Raw genomic sequence first — 17,037 nt, forward strand, 5'->3', positions numbered from 1 at the left:
CGGCTGGAGGAAGGTGTTCTTTCCTTCCGCAAGACGGGTTGCTTATGTCGCGAGTGTCTGGGCGCTGAAGCTAGCCAACTAAAATTTTATCCTTTCTTATCACAACAAAAGCCACCCTCGATTGGGGTGGCTTCTTGTATGCAGTGTTTGCTCTTTAAAAAGACAGGATTCCTATCAGATGAAAAGGGGGAGGTCAAAACTGATGGATCCTGACTTATTTATATTCACCCTAACAGATGAAATTGCTCTTATCCAGTGAAGTAATGGCCATGTAATGTGATTTTAACCCGTTATATATTTTTTCCATAATTCTGCTTTAAATTGTATGTAGCACCGGCAAGTTCTGACCTAACTCGGACAGGTTCTTCCCTAATCCCACCATCTTCTGACTTAACGCAACTATTAGCCGTTTGGTCAATAGGTTGCGTTGTCGTTTTTTTCTGGTTATAGTACAGATACATAGAGAAGTGAGATACATAGGAGGCTATTATGCCACGGGCTAAGTATAAGAAAATTTATGAAGACTTGAAACAGAAGATAGAAAATGAATTTTATCAATATCAACAGTTGCTCCCATCGGAGAATACCATGGTAAAAGAATATGACTGCTCACGGAATACGATCCGACGGGCAATCGGTGAACTGGCTTCAGAAGGATATGTCCAGACGAGACATGGGCATGGAGCCCGTGTGATTTACCAGGACTTCAAACAGGCGGAGTATATGTTCGGGGAAACCGAGACGTTCAAACAGTTCGCGATCCGTAATAAAAAAGGTCACCGGACGGAAGTGATCGTTTTCGAGGAAGTGACGGTGGACGAACGCATCCATGAGGAGACGATGATGCCGGTCGGAGTAGAAGTCTATCATCTCCAGCGGGTCCGATACCTGGATGGGGATCCGGTGATCATGGATTATAACTATTTTAGAAAAGATGTCGTGAAAGATCTGACAGTAGACATCGCTGAGGATTCTATCTATGAATACCTGGAAAGAGAGTGGAATCAAAGAGCGGTCACGGCCAAGCGCAAGATGACAGTGGAGAAAGTGACCGAAACGGATGAAAAATATTTGAAAATGGATGGTTACAATTGTGTCGTTGTCGTCACCAGTCATGTTTTCAATGGTGACGGTGTCATGTTCGAATATACCCAGTCCCGGCACATGCCCGGTAATTTTGTCTTTTTTGACCAGACGCAGCGAAAAGGATGATAAAAAAGTGTACGAGAGCGAGTCTCGTACACTTTTTTGATATTTTTAAACCGTTACTGCCTGCTTACGGTTATTATTATTTTTTTCCTGTTGACGAGCGGCGAGGTGAATGAACACGCTGGATGTCCACGTATGAGCAAGATCTCTTAATCCTTCACCAGTTTCAGCGTGGAAGTTCTCGGCGAACCCACCATGTTTACAAAGCTTCAGGAATTTTTCAGCTACTTCATCAGCCAAATCATACTCCCCGCATGCTTCAAAAGCATCAATGAACAGCAGGGTAGTCGGTGCCCAGATGGGACCTCTCCAGTAAGCGTCTTCCTCATATAATGGACTGTCGATTGCCTCGGAAGCAATTCCCCATTCGGTCAAATATCTGCCACTGCTAAGCGTTTCAATCATTTTCTTTTTTACTGACTCCGGCAATTTATCTGCCAGAATAAGGGAAACGAGCGGCAGGTATCCTTCGCTGTCAATTTTTTCACCGGTTCGCGTATAGCGGGCGACTGGCAAATCATCGACGATGAAATAGTCGCAGAATAGGTCGGTATATTTCTGTGCTGCTTCTTTCCAATATTGTTCATCTTTAGGGCGTTGCAATTTTTTAGCTGCGACAGCGAGCATGTCCATGGATTTAATCAAAAAGGCCAGCAGGTCCGGTGAATCAATGATATCAGCATTGCGGAAAACGGTACTGTTGTCCTGGCCGGAGTCGTTCCCATGATGGTATTCCGGTATGCCGTCCTGATTGGAATCCTTAAAGCGGAAATAGAAGTTCACATGCGCTTCGATCTGTTGATACATTTGTTCCAGCTGTTCTTCGGTAAGGGCCATTCTATCCATCATTTTCAAAACAAACAATCCTTGTACAGGAGGCTTGGAAAAGTTCCAGCGGATCGTGGAATCACTGATGGATCCGGGAATTTGTCCTTTTTCGTCCTGGTGGTCAAATAGGCACTGGATTTGATCCCATGCCAGCTGGTCATCCACTCCGGCAAGCGCTAGGCCATTAAAGGCGTTATCCCAGCTCCATACTCCAGGGAAGTTGCTGTTGGACATAAACATCGCTTTTCTTTTCAGCAAGCCTTCTTCATTTTTGATGCACGTCCAGTTGAGATAAGCTGCTTCGCGTAGGGTTTGCTGATAGCCTTCCGGGACCACTGGCTGTTTCGCTAGAAAATCTTCGAAGTGAGCTTTGCTTTTTGCCAGCGCTTGATCAAAGCTGTACTCCCTGTCAGCTGGGATCGATCCATGGGTTGGAATATCTTCAATGACACAGAGAAATTCACCGGACTCCTCTTCAGCGTCAATATGGATGCTCGACAGGTTGTCCGCTTTATTCGTGCTCCCGGTGGTATCCATAAATACGTTCTGTTTCATGGAAAGTGAACCTTGTGGTGCGAAAATCAAATACTTCGTTAAGTTCTTATAGCTATTGACGATGCAGTATTCGTCTCCGCTTTTTCCAAGTAGGTAATTGTATTCAAAGTTGTAAATTGGCTGGGTATCCAATATGAGTCCGAGGTTTTCCCCAGTTCCCCTGACAAAAATCCGCAACTCATCTTCAAAACAAATGTCCAATATTCCTCCATCGACATGAATGGTGATTTGGAATTCATCTGCCTCGTAACTATAGTTTACGGGTTCCCCGTTTTTCGTCGGAATTATTTTAAGCGCATTTTGATGCTGCTTGGATTTTCCCCTGACGGCATTCACATAAATGCCTTCTTTTTCGGGCTCACTATTCTCCTGGTAGGTAAGGGCCATATAAGAACCGAAATGGCTCATTGGAGTTACTGTTAAATCCAATTCGAACACTCCTTATTTCAAAATTTTCTTGACAACTAATCTCACTGTACTATAATGAACTTGTTTAAACAAGTAGCAAATTTTGAAAGCGGTTTTTGAAAGCGATTTAGATAAAAGGGAGGAAATATCATGGGTTTTAAAGAAAACGTTGCCAAAATAATTGAGCATGTCGGCGGTCCTAAAAACGTTACGAATGCTTCCCATTGTGTGACACGGCTGCGCCTCGTACTAAAAGATGAAAGTCTCGTTAACAGAGAAGCATTAGAAGAAAATGAACTGGTCAAAGGAACTTTTTCAGCGAATGGCCAGTACCAGGTCATTATCGGTCCTGGAATAGTGGAAAAAGTGTATCAGGAATTTGTGAAGCAGACAGATGCCGAGGAAGTCAGTAAGGATGAAATGAAGCAGATTACGGCAGAGAAAGGGAATCCTCTGCAAAAAGGGATCCGGGTGTTAGCGGATATCTTCATTCCGATCCTGCCGGCGATCGTTGCTGCTGGTTTACTGTTAGGATTGAACAACCTGCTTGCCAATCCGGGGATCTTTTTTGCAGATAAATCGTTATTAGATGTGTATACCGGCTGGACTGGGTTTGCTGAATTCATAAATGTAATCGCAAACACAGCGTTCACATTTTTACCTGTGTTGATTGCCTGGTCCGCAGCGAAAAAGTTTGGTGGAAGTCCGTTATTAGGTATCGTTCTTGGTTTGTTGCTTGTCCATCCTGACTTGATGTCTGCCTATGATTATGCGGCAGATCCGGAGGGTGTAGGCTACTGGAATTTGTTTGGCTGGGAAATTGCTAAGATCGGATATCAGGGACAAGTGCTCCCCGTAATCTTTGCGGTATGGCTGCTGACCTGGTCAGAAAAACATTTAAAGAGGTTCATTCCGGGCAATTTACAAATGTTATTTGTGGCACCGTTTGCTTTGATATTTGCCGGACTGTTGACGTTTGGTTTGATAGGACCGGTTACGATGACAGGTTCTAACTGGATTACGGATGGAATTTTATATCTATTTGAAGTATCTCCGGCATTTGCTGGCGGGGTGTACGGTTTCATTTCAGCTCCACTTGTTATTACAGGAATGCATCACATTTTCCTTGGGGTAAACTTGCAAATGGCAGGAACATTAGGATATGTCACGCTATGGCCGGTAAGTGAAACGGTAACATTGGCGCAGGGTGCTGCCGCATTGACGATGTTCTTCCTATTGAAACGCAACAAAAAATTAAGAGGGGTATCTTTTGCTGCGACAATTTCTGCCTGGCTCGGCGTAACGGAACCTGCGATTTATGGTATTAACCTACGCTTCCGCTACCCGTTCATCGCGGTTATGCTGGCGAGTGCTGTGGGTAGTGCCTATATCGCTGCTCAAGGGGTAAAAGCAACTTCAGTTGGAGTTGGCGGCGTACTGTCCTTCCTTTCTGTTTATCCAGAGCACTGGGGCTTCTACTTCCTTGGCATGGGAATCACGTTTGTTTTGACGGTTGGTTTGACACTCGGGTTCCATAAAGGTAACCTGTTCCAGACAAGAAAGTCTGTTGATAAAAAAGCTGGTCAAACAGTGGAGACAAAAAAAGTAGCAACCTCCTAATAGAAAAGCCACTCCAAATTGGAGTGGCTTTTCTTGATCGTATGTTTTGCTGCTTGTGTTCTTGTTCAATAAAGTCCAGGTTTTCATCAGAATATAAAGGGGGGGAGGTCAAAACTGATGGGAACCTGACTTTATTTATATTCACCCTAACAGATGAAACTCTATTCGACCATAGTAGTAATAGCTATGTAATAAGATTTTAACCCGTGATATCATTTTTCCAAACTTCTGCTTTAAATTTTTATAGCTGGCACCGGGAAGTTCTGCCCTAACTCGGACAGGTTCTGCCCTAGACCCACAAACTTCTGACTTAGCGCGGTTAACTTCTGCCCTAACGCGGCAAACTTCTTCCCTAACTCAACCATGTTCTGACTTAACGCATAAGGTGTCACCATGAGAGCCTGCACTTTTCTACTGAGTGGCATCTCTGTATAAGAAAGCGGATTTCTGCTGAAGCTATTTGTAGCAGATAGACGTTAAAGTAGGTGCAATGATGACAGCTGGACTGATATCGATTATTATTCCTTCGTATAATGAATCTGATAATATCGACCTTATTTATAAAGCAGTAGACAAAGAGTTTGAAACGCTTCGTTACGATTACGAAATCCTGTATGTGAATGACGGCAGTAGCGATGATACGCTCTCACGGATCAAGAAGCTGGCGGGGGCGAACACAAATGTGAAGTTCATTTCGTTTACGCGTAATTTTGGAAAAGAAGTGGCACTTCTTGCCGGGTTTCAGCATGCGAACGGAGAAGCTGTAATTGTAATGGATGCAGACTTGCAGCATCCTTGTTCGTTGATTCGACCGTTCCTCGACGGGTATGAGGAAGGTTATCACCAGGTGATCGGGAAACGGAATCGGAAGGGAGAGGGCTGGCTGCGCTCCTGTCTTTCTTCCCTTTATTATTGTGTCATCAATAAGTGTGTTGATGTCCAGCTTGAGGATGGGGTTGGGGATTTCCGGCTGCTGAGCAGAAAAGCGGTGAACGGGCTGTTGAAGTTGAATGAGGGTAGCCGCTTCTCGAAGGGGTTGTTTTCCTGGATCGGTTTAAGTCAGAAGGTCATTCATTATGATAACGTCTGCCGGGAGAATGGCCAGTCGAAGTGGAAGCTGTCTAAATTGATGAATTATGGCATTGATGGAGCGATATCATTTAACAACCGGCCGCTCCGGCTCTGCTTTTATAGCGGCATTTTTGTGCTGATGATTTCTGCTTTATACATTATTGTCCATTTAATCATGATAATGAATAACGGCATCGTTGAGCGGGGTTATTTCACAACGATTTCTGCGGTGCTGCTGCTTGGTGGCATTCAGCTTGTCAGCCTTGGTGTCATCGGAGAATATATCGGCAGAATTTATTATGAAACGAAGCAGCGGCCTCATTATCTGGTCGAGGAAGCCAATATCCGTCGTGGACCGAGCAGTGAAGCGGACCAAACGGGAGTTTATCAAATTCATCGCAGTGGGGATCAGTAATACGGTCAGATGCACTGGTGAACAATAAATATATAAATTGCAGGCGGGGATGTCATGAGGAATAAAAAATTCATGCTGTTAGTGGCGGCGAGCCTTGTACTTGCTGTTTTAGCTCATGTTTTTTTTCTGCAGGAATGGACAGAAGGCCGTTACATGGTCGGGCACAATGACGGCCTGCAGCAAATGGTGACATTCAAAAAACTTTTATATCATCAATATACCAGCGGGAATTTCTTCTATAACTACGGGTTTGGTCTTGGCGGGGATACATACAGCCAGTTGTCTTTTTACTTTTCGACATCGATTGTTTTCCTGCTCAGCGCTGGGGTGACTTTTTTGCTGGAATGGCTAGGAATAATCAGCGCGGTAGATATCGTTTATTGGGCCAAGGCTGCCGTGTTCATCAGCATCTTGCGTTTGACTGCTATTCTTGTCCTTACCACGCTTGTCTTCCGTTATATGAAAATTCCGTGGCTGCCCGGATTCCTGGGATCTGCCGTCTATGGGTTATCGGTAATCTATTTCCGACATGCGACGTACTGGGAGTTTTTTGCTGATGCGATGCTTTGGCTGCCATTGCTCGTCCTTGGGGTCGAAAAAATCATCCGCGAAGGCCGATCGGGATGGTTTATTTTTGCTGTTGCCATAACCATGTTTGATAACTTCTATTTTGCGTATATCAACCTGATTTTCATTGGTGTGTACTTTCTGTTCCGGTTGTTCCAACGGCTGGAAGATCGGGAAGTTTCCTTGGTCAGAAAGGTCAGCCTTTTTATTACGGCGGGATTGATTGGTGCTGGGATCAGTGCGGTTTCATTTGTACCGGCCGTCTACAGCTTTCTTAATAATTACCGTCCCGATTACCGGTTTCCCATCGAGGTAATCGATGTGACGGACAACGTTCTATTTACAAGCCGGGTTATTATTTTGCCGTCTATTTTTATTTTGTGCTTATTGCTTATTCCCTTGTATAAGCAGGCAAAATTCCGATTATTTACCTGGTTAAGCATTTTGTTCGTGCTCCTTCATTTCAGTCCACTGGCGGCCAGTGCCTTCAATGGCTTTTCCGCTCCGCAGTACCGGTGGGAATATTTATTGTCATTTACGGCCGGAGGGGTTGTGGCTGTCGGGCTGCAGTACCTGGGAAATGTCAGTAAAACAAGCATAATGATTGCAATTCTGCTCGTCATCAGCCTGTACTTGAGCGTGCTGGTGATCGATCAAGATCTTTCTTTCTTCTCGCTGCCTGGTCTCACGGTACTTATTTTCATGTTAGTCATCGTGTTGATGGCCGCATGTGTGGTATGGATAGGTAAACGCAGCTGCTTTTACGTGTTATACGGGGCAAGCCTTATTTTTCTGCTCGTTTTTTCTAATGCCATCCAGTACGTCATCTCGGAAATGACCGGTGTGCGAAGTGTATCGCAGGACTTTTTACATAGTGAAAAGTATAACGGGAAAGAACAGCGGGAATTGCTTGCGGAAATCAAGGAGCAGGATAGCGACCCGTTTTACCGGATTGACTGGCGGGTCGGATATTTGAACAATACGCCGATTGTTCAGGATTTCAACGGATTGAGTGTGTATTCCAGCATACTGGACAAGGAACTGTTGTTTTTTTATTTGTATGATTTGCAGGTGGATATGGGGCGGGAGAGTGTCAGCCGTTACTCGACGCTCGGCTCCCGGGCAAACCTGTACAGCCTGTTGCAGGGCAAATACATGATGCGTAAACAAGATGACACAGCAAAAGTTCCTTATGGTTTCGAAAAGGTGGCCACTACCGAAAATTATGTAATGTATGAAAATACCAACCTGCTGCCATTTGTACGTACGACAGACAATATATTTTCTACAGATGCGCTGGCAGAAGCCAATGTCCTGGAAAAAGAGCACGCGATGCTGGAAGGTGTGATTGTGGAGGACGGAAGCTTTTCAGAAAATCCAACAGACGTGCCTAATATTATGGACGACACGAGTATGGAAACGGCTGGAGCAGAATATGAACATGGGTATTTGAAGGTGAAGGAGAAAGAAGGTGGCATTGATCTGATTGTCGAGGACTTCGATGGGGAGGACGGGGATTATTACGTCAGTTTTCATCTTGAAAGTCTCGCCGAGCGGCAAGGGTTTGCGTTGAAGGTCAATGGTTACCGGACGACTCGTAAGCACAACCAGTCCATTTACAAAACTTACATCGATGACCTCGTCATCCGCATTCCAAAAACGGAAAAGATTTCGATACGTGTTCCTGAGGGAGAGTATTTATTGAAGGATCTTGCATTATATGAAGAAGACTACACCGTTTTAGAAAAAGCAAAACGCGATGCAGAAGATAGAGCACAGGTGAAGTGGGAAGGTAATAACCTGTCACTTCATTATGACAATATCGATGGGGACCGATTGATGATGCTGCCGATTCCGTACGAGCGAGGATGGCAGGTCAAGGTGAATGGGGACGTAAAGAAGGTGGAAAAGGTCAATTATGCATTCATCGGATTTCCGATTGAATCAGGACCCAATAAAATTCAATTATCGTATACTCCTCCTTTTTTCAAAGCTTCCATGGCAGTTACTTTTATAAGTATCCTGTTTGCTCTCTTATTAGTTAGGAGAAATACGAACGATTAATGTTAATAAGTTGATTATGTTCGTATTTATCGTTGAAACCATTTTTGTGATTTGTTATAGTGGGACAGTAACGTTATAAAACAATAACTCGTATATGCTCGGTAATATGGTCGGAGTGTTTCTACCAGGTTCCCATTGAAAGAACTGGACTACGAGGTGAAATTTATGAATGTTCGGCTTCCAGAATATTTGTCGGAAATTACATATTTTTCCTTCGTAGACCTAGAAGGTGCTACACCTTCCAGGCCTTTTTATACTTTGATAAAACTTAAAGTATAAGAAAAGACTTTGGCCATAAGGACTTGGTGATAAGCCAAGTTTTTCTAAGCATGCATACGACACCACAAGGAGGAACCAGCTTGAAAACAGCACAGAGAAAAGTCGTTATTTTACTAGCAGTCATGGCCGTAATGGTATTGACAGTCCTTGGGGCATGCAGTGCTTCATCATCAACAGAAGCGTCAAAAGAAAACAAACAGCAGCGTCCTATTCTAATTGAGGGACCGATGCCGATTGAAGCAGAAAACTTCGCCGAACGGCTCGAAGATGTAGAGGTAGAAAAGTCCGGTACTTTTGAATTCTATATCGGAACCGTCAATGACTACCCTGTCATTGTGGCAAAAACAGGGAAGGGAATGGAAAACACAGCAGCAGCTACAGCAGTAGCAATTGAAAAGTACAACCCGGCTGCGATCATCAACCAGGGTACATCGGGTGGACATGATCCGAATTTGAATGTCTATGATATCGTGTTAGGCGAACGGACGACCAACATCGGGTCCATGAAAACAGGCGATCGCGACGAAGGCGAAGGCATCGCGCCAAAAGAATGGATTCCGATGGATCTGATGGCTTCAGAAGGAAGCGCCGGAGAAGATCCGGATGCGGAAAATATCCGCTATTATGAAGCAGACGAAGATCTTCTGGCAGCCGCCAAAGCAGTGAAAGATGTGCATGAAGAAGGTAAAGTCGTCGAAGGGACAATTGGTTCTGCGGATGTCTGGAACAACGAAGTCGACCGGATCAACTGGTTCCACGAAAATTACGGCACCTCCGTAGAAGAAATGGAGGGCGCAGCGGCCGCCCAAATAGCTAAAGGCTACGACGTGCCTTATCTCGGGATCCGCATCCTTTCTAATAATAAAACAAATGACGGGGAATATGATCCGAATACAGCAGAAGCGAATCAGGAATATGTGTATGAAGTAGTGAAACAGTACATTTCTGATCAGAAGTAATAAAAATGCCTGGCTATCTCAGTTGGATAGCCAGGCATTATTTTTAAAAGTAAATTATCGTCTGCGGCCTTTCATGATAACACTGATGATAAATACGAAAATCAGCGCACCAATTAAGGCTGGTATGATCGCCATTCCAGCGAGGCTAGGCCCCCATGACCCTAATAGTGCTCCACCAATCCAGGCACCGATGATACCTGCAATAATATTACCAACAATTCCGAATGGTACGTCACGGCCGAGAATGACACCTGCTAACCAGCCGATCAGTCCACCAACAATTAAATATAGAATAAATCCCATAATCTTTTACCTCCTCAATGAAAACTTTTATATCGTGTCGTATTTGAAATATTACCGGCCTGGCCACTTTTAAAACATCCCTTTATATTTTTAATGATTGGTAAATGATAACAGACAAACACCAACCTATAACCATGCATTACAAAGAAGGAAGAAGATATGATAAATTGATAAATAAGTATTCAGTAGGTTTTTTGAAAGAAATCCCAGAGGGGGAAGTGAAGTGCATAAGAACTTGAGAGTGAGAATCGGATTGATCGGTAACTTGCTGATTTTTTTCTGGGGGATATCCCGGATATTTGCGGAAAACACGATAGCCTTTATTCCGGTGATCCTTGCAGTGGGCGGTTTTATTGGAGTGCTCGGGTCTATCTACAAGCTGAAAAAGCTTGATATAGATAAACGTCAAAGTTAACATAGTCTGGAAGTGATTTTTCTGTTACATGCATTTATTTTATTTATGTTTGCCGGTCTTGCTGAGATCGGTGGTGGTTATTTGATATGGTTATGGTTAAGAGAGGGTAAGTCATTTTATTTAGGAGTCGGCGGAGGGCTTTCACTTGTGTTATATGGTGTTATCGCTACTTTTCAGACTTTCCCTTCGTTCGGTAGAGTGTATGCCGCCTATGGTGGTGTATTCATTATCCTGTCCGTGTTATGGGGGTGGGGAATCGATAAAAAAACACCCGATATATACGACTGGCTCGGGGCCGGAATTTGTTTGATCGGTGTTTCCGTAATGTTGTTCGGGCCGCGTAATTGAAGTACGCTTCCATTATTTTTAACTTATGCTTGACGGGGAGTAATAATCAGCGTATAGTAGGGATTAATTATTCTTGTTCGTTTAAAGAATGCAAGAAAAAGTTTTACGACTTTCCCTTGAATTTCTAGAGCAATAATAGTAATACATTGTGGATTTACATCCACGCAGGAGGTAACAACATGTTACAAGGTAACGTAAAATGGTTCAACGCAGAAAAAGGTTTCGGATTTATTGAAGTAGAAGGTCAAGACGATGTATTCGTTCATTTCTCTGCTATTCAAGGTGAAGGTTTCAAAACACTAGAAGAAAACGAAACAGTTTCTTTCGAAATCGTCGAAGGCAACCGTGGACCACAAGCAGCTAACGTTCAAAAATAAGCGTTATTAGCTTGAAGAGAGACTTCCAACCCGGAAGTCTCTCTTTTTTTGTGTGAAAAGTTGGCTGTCGTCAGAAGAGGTTTACAGCATGTCACTTTTTCTAAGAACAAGGATAGAGCTTATTCGACAAAAACGTAGTATAATAGAAATAAGATACAAACTATTCTGAATAAGGAAGGGGGGGTTCTTGCTGTCAGGCTGGTAGGTGGAATGCACGTAAAAAATTGAATATGAGGTGGAAAAGATGAGCAAGCTGCTGACATCCATTGTGGCTGCAGTCCTGTTTCTTGCTATGTTTCTGTCTTTTATTGCTCAAGGGGAAGCCGCTGCTTCAACGTTTGTGACCAAAGCTAATACTTCGGTTAAATTAGTTGCTTTGACGTTTGATGACGGTTCAGATGGAACGAACATCGACCGGATTTTGCAGGTGCTTTCCGATGAGCGCATTCCATCGACCTTCTTCCTGACTGGTTCAGGAACCACTAACCACCCGGCTGCCATTAAAAGAATCGCCGCAGGTGGCCATGAAGTCGCCAACCATTCGTATTCCCATCCTGATTTTACAAAGCTGACCGCCACCCAGATCAAAACCGAGTTAGACCGCACCGAGGCCATTGTTAAAAGTACAACAGGTAAAACGACAAAACCGCTGTTTCGCGCACCGTTCGGTTCCGTGAATGGTACAGTGCTGGCGGCCGTAGGTGACGCCGGTTATACGCATACGATTCACTGGAACATCGACACGCTGGATTGGAAAGGTCTATCCAAGACGGAAGTTTACCGCAGGGTAGTCGATAACATCCTCCCAGGTTCCATTGTGCTGATGCACACCGGAGCAGGAGCGACAGGAACACCGGAAGCATTGCCGGATATCATTCAAAACCTGAAAGCGAAGGGATATCAATTTGCCACTGTCTCGCAGATTTTGAACTTGCCGGGGATAGCAGGTAAAACGATCCATGTGGTCCGTGCAGGAGACACGCTCTATCGTATCGCCAGGAGTTATGGTGTCACAGTGGACGAGCTTGCTGCTGCAAACAACCTGAGTAATCCTAATTTGATCCGTATCGGTCAATTCATAAAAATCCCAGCCAAAACGATTGGTGGAGGGGATGTCTATACGGTAAAGGCAGGGGACACGCTGTATAGCATAGCGAAAAAATACAATGTCTCTGTCAGCGATATCGTGGCTGCAAACCAGTTAGCCAATGCCAACCTTATCCAAGTCGGCCAAAAGCTGATTATACCAGTCAGCACCGTTTCTTATACCGTGAAAAGTGGGGATACACTGTACAGTATCGCCAGAAATCATGGTACGACTGTTGCAAAAATCGCATCAGCCAACAATATTACGAATACCAGTCTCATATTTCCGGGGCAGCAATTAGTGATTCCTAGATAAACTTTTGGACGACAGTCCGTTTTACGGGCTCTTTAATTGCAGGAAATCTTGGAGCTGTTAAGGTGAAAAAACGGAAGCCTCCGCTTGGGAACTTCCGTTTTTTATTCGCTTAGCAGCAAGTAGCACAGCATACTGGCGCCGATTGCTTTTTCGAAAAGCTTATAAATGGGAACTTCCATCTTTTTTTATGAAGGGCCGCAGAATTCCATGCATGTCGGTTGATATGGTCTAACTTGCGTTTTTTCTCTTCTACTCGTTGACTCACAGAATATAGGTTATACATTGTTTAACCTCCTATTGGCAGCAAGACTGCTCTTTTTTATTGTTTTCTAAATCTTGTTTGGTATAGAAAAATTCCCATTCATTGCCGTCCGGATCCGTTATCCAAAATTTATCCTGCAGGGCATAGCAGCAGGTAGTATTCGTTTCGTCTCTTGTGAAAAACCCGGATTTCTTCAGTCTGTCTTTATGAAAATCGATGTCTTCCTGCTTCTCTACCTGGATGCCGAAGTGGCCAACCTGATTGCCGGATACTTCGGGTTTTACATTCAAGGTAAAGTTCAATTGCAGATTTTCTGGCATGAATTTGGCATAATCATTTTTGACTTTCACCGGTTCCTCTCCGAAAACTTTTGTATAAAACTCAATTGATTTTGCTAAATTGACTACATTCAAGCCGACATGTACGTTCATTTGAAAACCTCCATATATCAATTTTTTTTGATGAATAGCTGAAAAAAATTACTCTCGACGGAATAAGCAGCACAATTCTTCAGACAGCAGGTGATTCATTTCTGAATGATTCAAGGTGTAGTAGCTCCAGGTTCCTCTGGTTTCTTTGGTGATCAGCTCGGCATCCAGCAGGATTTTCAGATGGTAGGATAATTTAGACTGGGGCAGGTTCAATTTTTCAGACAGATCGCAGACACATACTTCGCCTCGGTCGGTTATTTCATGAAGGATATGCAGTCGTTTGTGATCAGCGACTGCTTTGAACTTCTTTTCGTATTTTTGAAAGGTCTTTTCTAATGATACATCTGTGAGCGGGATTTGTTTAAACACATCAGCTCCTCCTTTACATCAACTTTATTTGATTTAATAAAAGTATATGCAAAGGACAGCAAAATGACAACTATTACATCAAATTTTTTTGATGAAAGGCTATAAACGGGAAAAAACTACTATGGCGGATTCCTTTCGTTTTATTTTACGAAAGTTAAAGTAATATAATGGAAGCAGACCAAGCAGGAGGTGCTTAATCAATGGCGAAACAACGAGGGATCGATCGCGTATGGACAGTAGAATACCAGAAGGGGAGCGGTCCGCACAAGCAAGTTGGACAAGTACTGCCGCCTGGCAACTGGGAACAATTCGATCCATTTTTGTTAATGGCGGAAGACTGGTTCCAGCAAGGGACGTTTCCGGACCACCCTCACCGGGGCATGGAGACAATCACGTATGTAATCGAAGGAAAACTGAAGCATGAGGACAACCATGGGGGCTCCGAGGTGTTGGAGCCTGGTGATGCGCAGCTAATGACTGCAGGCAGCGGCATCGTTCATTCGGAAGATCCGCTTCCGGGTGAAACGGTCCATAGCCTGCAATTGTGGCTGAACCTGCCGAGCAGCAAAAAGTCAGCGAAGCCCCGTTATCAGGATTTGAAAGCTGAGAGCGTGCCGGTACGTAAGGAAGAAGGAGCAGAAATTCGCGTCTATTCCGGGTCCTCCGGTGACGTCCAGGCAAAAACGGAAAACCATGTCCCGCTCACCTATGTCGAATTAAATGTGGATGCAGGCGCGAAGATAACGCAGGATCTTCCAGGAAGCTTCAATGGTTTTATCTATATTTTAGAAGGAAACGGTACGTTTGGGAGCGGTGAAACCGAAGGAAAGCAGAACCAGGTGCTCTGGCTCGGGCGCACCTCAAAGGATACAGCCAGTGAAGTGACCATCCAGGCGAATGATAAACTTCGAGCTATTCTCGTTGCCGGGGAACCGATCGGGGAGCCGGTGGTTGCCAGAGGACCGTTCGTCATGAATACGGAAGAAGAAATTTTCCAGGCTTACCGGGATTACCAGGAGGGCAAGTTCAGACCCTCCAAATAATTGGATTTTATAATGGATAGGGCCACTCATCTAATAAACAGCGGATGAGTGGCTTTTTATTTAGCTATGGAATAATTCCTGCTTGTGATACACAAGTTAATGAAGTGCAACAAGGGATTACGGGTATCTTGGCAGATAATCAAACTTTACATTATTAAGGGGCGGAATCTATGCATTTCCATGAAGCTTTCATTGAAATATTAATGCTGCTCGCTATATCCATTTTCGTTATTGGGATTGCCAAACTTATTAAACAGCCTTACTCGATAGCACTCGTATTTGTTGGGTTGGTCTTAGGGCTGACCAAAATCCCATTTTTCGAGGCGGCTGAAAATTTCATTACCCAGTCGAATGTTTTTCATGCCATCATTGTCTCGTTGTTTTTGCCGATATTACTGGCAGACGCCACACTTAAAATCCCGATTAAGCATTTTTTCGAATATAAAGCGGTGTCCTTTTCCATCGCTTTTCTCGGTACCTTTACTACTTTTATCCTTATCGGTGTTTCTACTTATTATCTAATAGGGCTCCCCCTCGTTCTGGCCTTCACATTTGCAGCGCTGATGAGTGCAACCGACCCGATCAGCGTAATTTCCATTTTTAAAACGTTGGGAGTGAGGGAAGAGCTATCGACAGTGATGGAAACGGAATCGTTATTCAATGATGGAATTGCGGTTGTCCTTTTTAATATTTCTACAGTCTATCTCTTAACCTACATAGATATGGGGGTCGCGGGGCTGGGAAGTGGCGTGTTATTGTTTTTGAAGTTTGTGATCGGAGGATCTGTTGTTGGTGCCGTTTTGGGTTTTGTTATCTCCCAGGTTATCCGCTTATTTGATGATTACCCGCTGGAGATTGCAATATCGCTGCTGATGTACTTTGGAAGTTATTTTATCGCAGAACACTTTCACTTCTCAGGAGTCATTGCTGTAGTAATCAGCGGGTTGATTTATGGCAGCTATGGAGCCAGAGTGGGTATGACAGAATCGACTAAAACAAATATCGACTCTTTCATGGATACGATAACGGAAATCGCTAACAGCTTGATTTTCTTAATGGTTGGACTGGAAATCCAGAATATCGATTTCACCGGGATGTGGATGCTGATCATCTGGGCCGTCGTGATTGTCCTCCTTGCCCGAACGGTGTCCCTCTATATGAGTACATCCTTGTCCAGTAAAATACCAGCCAAATGGAAAGTGATTATGAATTGGGGCGGCTTGAAAGGGAGCTTATCCATCGCTCTGGCTTTAAGTTTACCTTCTTCCTTTGAGGGCAGGGACACTGTGTTAATTCTCACGTTCAGTGTGGTCGTATTTTCTTTAATTGTACAGGGACTTACCATCAAGCCATTGATCAGCAAATTAGGTTTAATGGATAAGTGAACTATTTGCCATAAAAAAAATGCCAGACCTCCTGCGTCGACAGGAAGTCTGGCACTTTTTTTAATAGCTCTACTTGCAGAAAGGAAGAGATACACTGCATGGATTTTTCAGGGCGCTTGGTCTTTAAATCGATTCAGCGATTAAGGAGTCTGTTCCTTTCATGATATAAGGCACCACATAATCCACATAGTCTTCTGCAGGAAGTTCGCAGTTTTTCTTCCAATCCTCTGTCGCACCGTAGATAGCCCAGCTCAGCATCACGGCTGCCACTCGTAACGAATGTTCATGCTTATCGGGAAACTGTTTCGATAGAATGGTGAGGAACAACTGCTGCATATCTTCCTTTATAAGAGTTTCAATTCGATCGGTGAAAGCTGCAAAGCTGTCCGGACATCTGGTGGACATCGAAGCGTTGAATTTCGTCACAGTCAGGAACACACTTTTGATTGTCTCTTCATTGATGACTTCGTGATCACCGATTTCCTGACAAACGTTAATCATAAGGTCTTCTTTCAATACTTTATCCAATAAGTCATACTTATCGGTAAAATGGTAGTAAAAAGTTGCCCGGTTGACGGTCGCTTCCTGGGTAATATCTTTAATGGTGATATCTTTGAACTTCTTTTTTTCAGAAAGCGTCATGAAAGCATCCATAATCAGTTTTCGGGTACGAAGAATGCGGGGATCGGTCTTTTCTGCCATGGTATTGCCCCTTTCTACTTTTTAA

Annotated in this window: 16 protein-coding genes and 1 riboswitch; of the genes, 11 read left to right on the forward strand and 5 right to left on the reverse strand. The window is 43.9% G+C overall.

Annotated features, from left to right (window positions below; translation table 11 throughout):
• Positions 1–489 precede the first annotated feature (489 nt).
• Positions 490–1,212: a UTRA domain-containing protein gene (locus tag FHS45_RS03080; RefSeq protein ID WP_062445248.1), complete on the forward strand. Its 723-nt coding sequence runs from the start codon at positions 490–492 to the stop codon at positions 1,210–1,212.
• 45 nt (positions 1,213–1,257) lie between these two features.
• Here FHS45_RS03080 and FHS45_RS03085 read toward each other — a convergent pair whose 3' ends face one another.
• Entirely contained in the window at positions 1,258–3,021 is a 1,764-nt protein-coding gene (locus FHS45_RS03085) for an amylo-alpha-1,6-glucosidase (RefSeq protein WP_062445252.1), read from the reverse strand.
• A 129-nt stretch (positions 3,022–3,150) separates the two neighbouring features.
• Between FHS45_RS03085 and FHS45_RS03090 the strand changes: the two genes are divergently transcribed.
• The 4 genes from FHS45_RS03090 (at position 3,151) to FHS45_RS03105 (ending at position 9,975) form a co-directional block, all read left to right on the forward strand.
• A complete protein-coding gene (locus FHS45_RS03090; RefSeq protein ID WP_062445253.1) occupies positions 3,151–4,620 on the forward strand; it encodes a PTS transporter subunit EIIC in 1,470 nt (489 codons plus the stop codon).
• Between the two features lie 493 nt (positions 4,621–5,113).
• Entirely contained in the window at positions 5,114–6,106 is a 993-nt protein-coding gene (locus FHS45_RS03095) for a glycosyltransferase family 2 protein (protein WP_062445256.1), read from the forward strand.
• A gap of 54 nt (positions 6,107–6,160) precedes the next feature.
• A complete protein-coding gene (locus FHS45_RS03100; RefSeq protein WP_229717806.1) occupies positions 6,161–8,737 on the forward strand; it encodes a YfhO family protein in 2,577 nt (858 codons plus the stop codon).
• A gap of 68 nt (positions 8,738–8,805) precedes the next feature.
• A riboswitch (purine riboswitch) is annotated at positions 8,806–8,909 on the forward strand.
• Positions 8,910–9,138: 229 nt separating this feature from the next.
• On the forward strand, positions 9,139–9,975 hold the full coding sequence (locus FHS45_RS03105; protein WP_062447839.1) for a 5'-methylthioadenosine/S-adenosylhomocysteine nucleosidase: 837 nt from the start codon (positions 9,139–9,141) through the stop codon (positions 9,973–9,975).
• A gap of 54 nt (positions 9,976–10,029) precedes the next feature.
• Here FHS45_RS03105 and FHS45_RS03110 read toward each other — a convergent pair whose 3' ends face one another.
• Positions 10,030–10,278: a GlsB/YeaQ/YmgE family stress response membrane protein gene (locus FHS45_RS03110; protein ID WP_062445258.1), complete on the reverse strand. Its 249-nt coding sequence runs from the start codon at positions 10,276–10,278 to the stop codon at positions 10,030–10,032.
• 223 nt (positions 10,279–10,501) lie between these two features.
• Here FHS45_RS03110 and FHS45_RS03115 point away from each other — a divergent pair, with 223 nt between their 5' ends.
• From FHS45_RS03115 to FHS45_RS03130, 4 genes are all read left to right on the forward strand, one after another.
• Positions 10,502–10,693 (forward strand): hypothetical protein, encoded by a 192-nt coding sequence (locus FHS45_RS03115; RefSeq protein WP_062445260.1) that lies wholly within the window; start codon positions 10,502–10,504, stop codon positions 10,691–10,693.
• Between the two features lie 21 nt (positions 10,694–10,714).
• Positions 10,715–11,041 (forward strand): YnfA family protein, encoded by a 327-nt coding sequence (locus FHS45_RS03120; protein ID WP_062447843.1) that lies wholly within the window; start codon positions 10,715–10,717, stop codon positions 11,039–11,041.
• Between the two features lie 179 nt (positions 11,042–11,220).
• A complete protein-coding gene (locus tag FHS45_RS03125) occupies positions 11,221–11,418 on the forward strand; it encodes a cold-shock protein (protein ID WP_028782438.1) in 198 nt (65 codons plus the stop codon).
• A 244-nt stretch (positions 11,419–11,662) separates the two neighbouring features.
• Positions 11,663–12,820 (forward strand): LysM peptidoglycan-binding domain-containing protein, encoded by a 1,158-nt coding sequence (locus FHS45_RS03130; protein WP_062445263.1) that lies wholly within the window; start codon positions 11,663–11,665, stop codon positions 12,818–12,820.
• 294 nt (positions 12,821–13,114) lie between these two features.
• On the opposite strand, the gene FHS45_RS03135 is transcribed toward FHS45_RS03130, so the two are convergent.
• Both FHS45_RS03135 and FHS45_RS03140 read right to left on the reverse strand, forming a co-directional pair.
• Entirely contained in the window at positions 13,115–13,513 is a 399-nt protein-coding gene (locus FHS45_RS03135) for an ArsI/CadI family heavy metal resistance metalloenzyme (RefSeq protein ID WP_062445265.1), read from the reverse strand.
• Between the two features lie 48 nt (positions 13,514–13,561).
• Positions 13,562–13,882 carry an ArsR/SmtB family transcription factor gene (locus FHS45_RS03140; protein WP_082412029.1) on the reverse strand — a complete coding sequence of 107 codons (321 nt, stop codon included), beginning with the start codon at positions 13,880–13,882 and terminating at the stop codon, positions 13,562–13,564.
• 200 nt (positions 13,883–14,082) lie between these two features.
• Here FHS45_RS03140 and FHS45_RS03145 point away from each other — a divergent pair, with 200 nt between their 5' ends.
• Together FHS45_RS03145 and FHS45_RS03150 are read left to right on the forward strand one after the other, a co-directional pair.
• Positions 14,083–14,925, forward strand: coding sequence for a pirin family protein (locus FHS45_RS03145; protein WP_062445268.1), 843 nt, complete (start codon positions 14,083–14,085; stop codon positions 14,923–14,925).
• A gap of 170 nt (positions 14,926–15,095) precedes the next feature.
• Positions 15,096–16,310 (forward strand): cation:proton antiporter, encoded by a 1,215-nt coding sequence (locus tag FHS45_RS03150; protein ID WP_062445270.1) that lies wholly within the window; start codon positions 15,096–15,098, stop codon positions 16,308–16,310.
• Between the two features lie 123 nt (positions 16,311–16,433).
• Here the strand turns inward: FHS45_RS03150 and FHS45_RS03155 are convergent, their stop codons facing one another.
• Complete coding sequence (locus FHS45_RS03155; RefSeq protein WP_062445273.1) at positions 16,434–17,012, reverse strand: TetR/AcrR family transcriptional regulator; 579 nt, start codon at positions 17,010–17,012, stop codon at positions 16,434–16,436.
• Positions 17,013–17,037: the final 25 nt, after the last annotated feature.

The organism is Thalassobacillus devorans (assembly GCF_011761345.1).
In the GTDB taxonomy this organism is placed as follows: Bacteria; Bacillota; Bacilli; order Bacillales; family Halobacillaceae; genus Thalassobacillus; species Thalassobacillus devorans.

Bases quoted from the DNA above. Each gene is read 5' to 3' on its own strand.
- FHS45_RS03080 (WP_062445248.1), top strand. From the start codon at position 490: ATGCCACGGGCTAAGTATAAGAAAATTTATGAAGACTTGAAACAGAAG.
- FHS45_RS03090 (WP_062445253.1), top strand. From the start codon at position 3,151: ATGGGTTTTAAAGAAAACGTTGCCAAAATAATTGAGCATGTCGGCGGT.
- FHS45_RS03095 (WP_062445256.1), top strand. From the start codon at position 5,114: ATGACAGCTGGACTGATATCGATTATTATTCCTTCGTATAATGAATCT.
- FHS45_RS03100 (WP_229717806.1), top strand. From the start codon at position 6,161: ATGAGGAATAAAAAATTCATGCTGTTAGTGGCGGCGAGCCTTGTACTT.
- FHS45_RS03105 (WP_062447839.1), top strand. From the start codon at position 9,139: ATGGCCGTAATGGTATTGACAGTCCTTGGGGCATGCAGTGCTTCATCA.
- FHS45_RS03110 (WP_062445258.1), bottom strand. From the start codon at position 10,278: ATGGGATTTATTCTATATTTAATTGTTGGTGGACTGATCGGCTGGTTA.
- FHS45_RS03125 (WP_028782438.1), top strand. From the start codon at position 11,221: ATGTTACAAGGTAACGTAAAATGGTTCAACGCAGAAAAAGGTTTCGGA.
- FHS45_RS03130 (WP_062445263.1), top strand. From the start codon at position 11,663: ATGAGCAAGCTGCTGACATCCATTGTGGCTGCAGTCCTGTTTCTTGCT.
- FHS45_RS03135 (WP_062445265.1), bottom strand. From the start codon at position 13,513: ATGAACGTACATGTCGGCTTGAATGTAGTCAATTTAGCAAAATCAATT.
- FHS45_RS03145 (WP_062445268.1), top strand. From the start codon at position 14,083: ATGGCGAAACAACGAGGGATCGATCGCGTATGGACAGTAGAATACCAG.
- FHS45_RS03150 (WP_062445270.1), top strand. From the start codon at position 15,096: ATGCATTTCCATGAAGCTTTCATTGAAATATTAATGCTGCTCGCTATA.
- FHS45_RS03155 (WP_062445273.1), bottom strand. From the start codon at position 17,012: ATGGCAGAAAAGACCGATCCCCGCATTCTTCGTACCCGAAAACTGATT.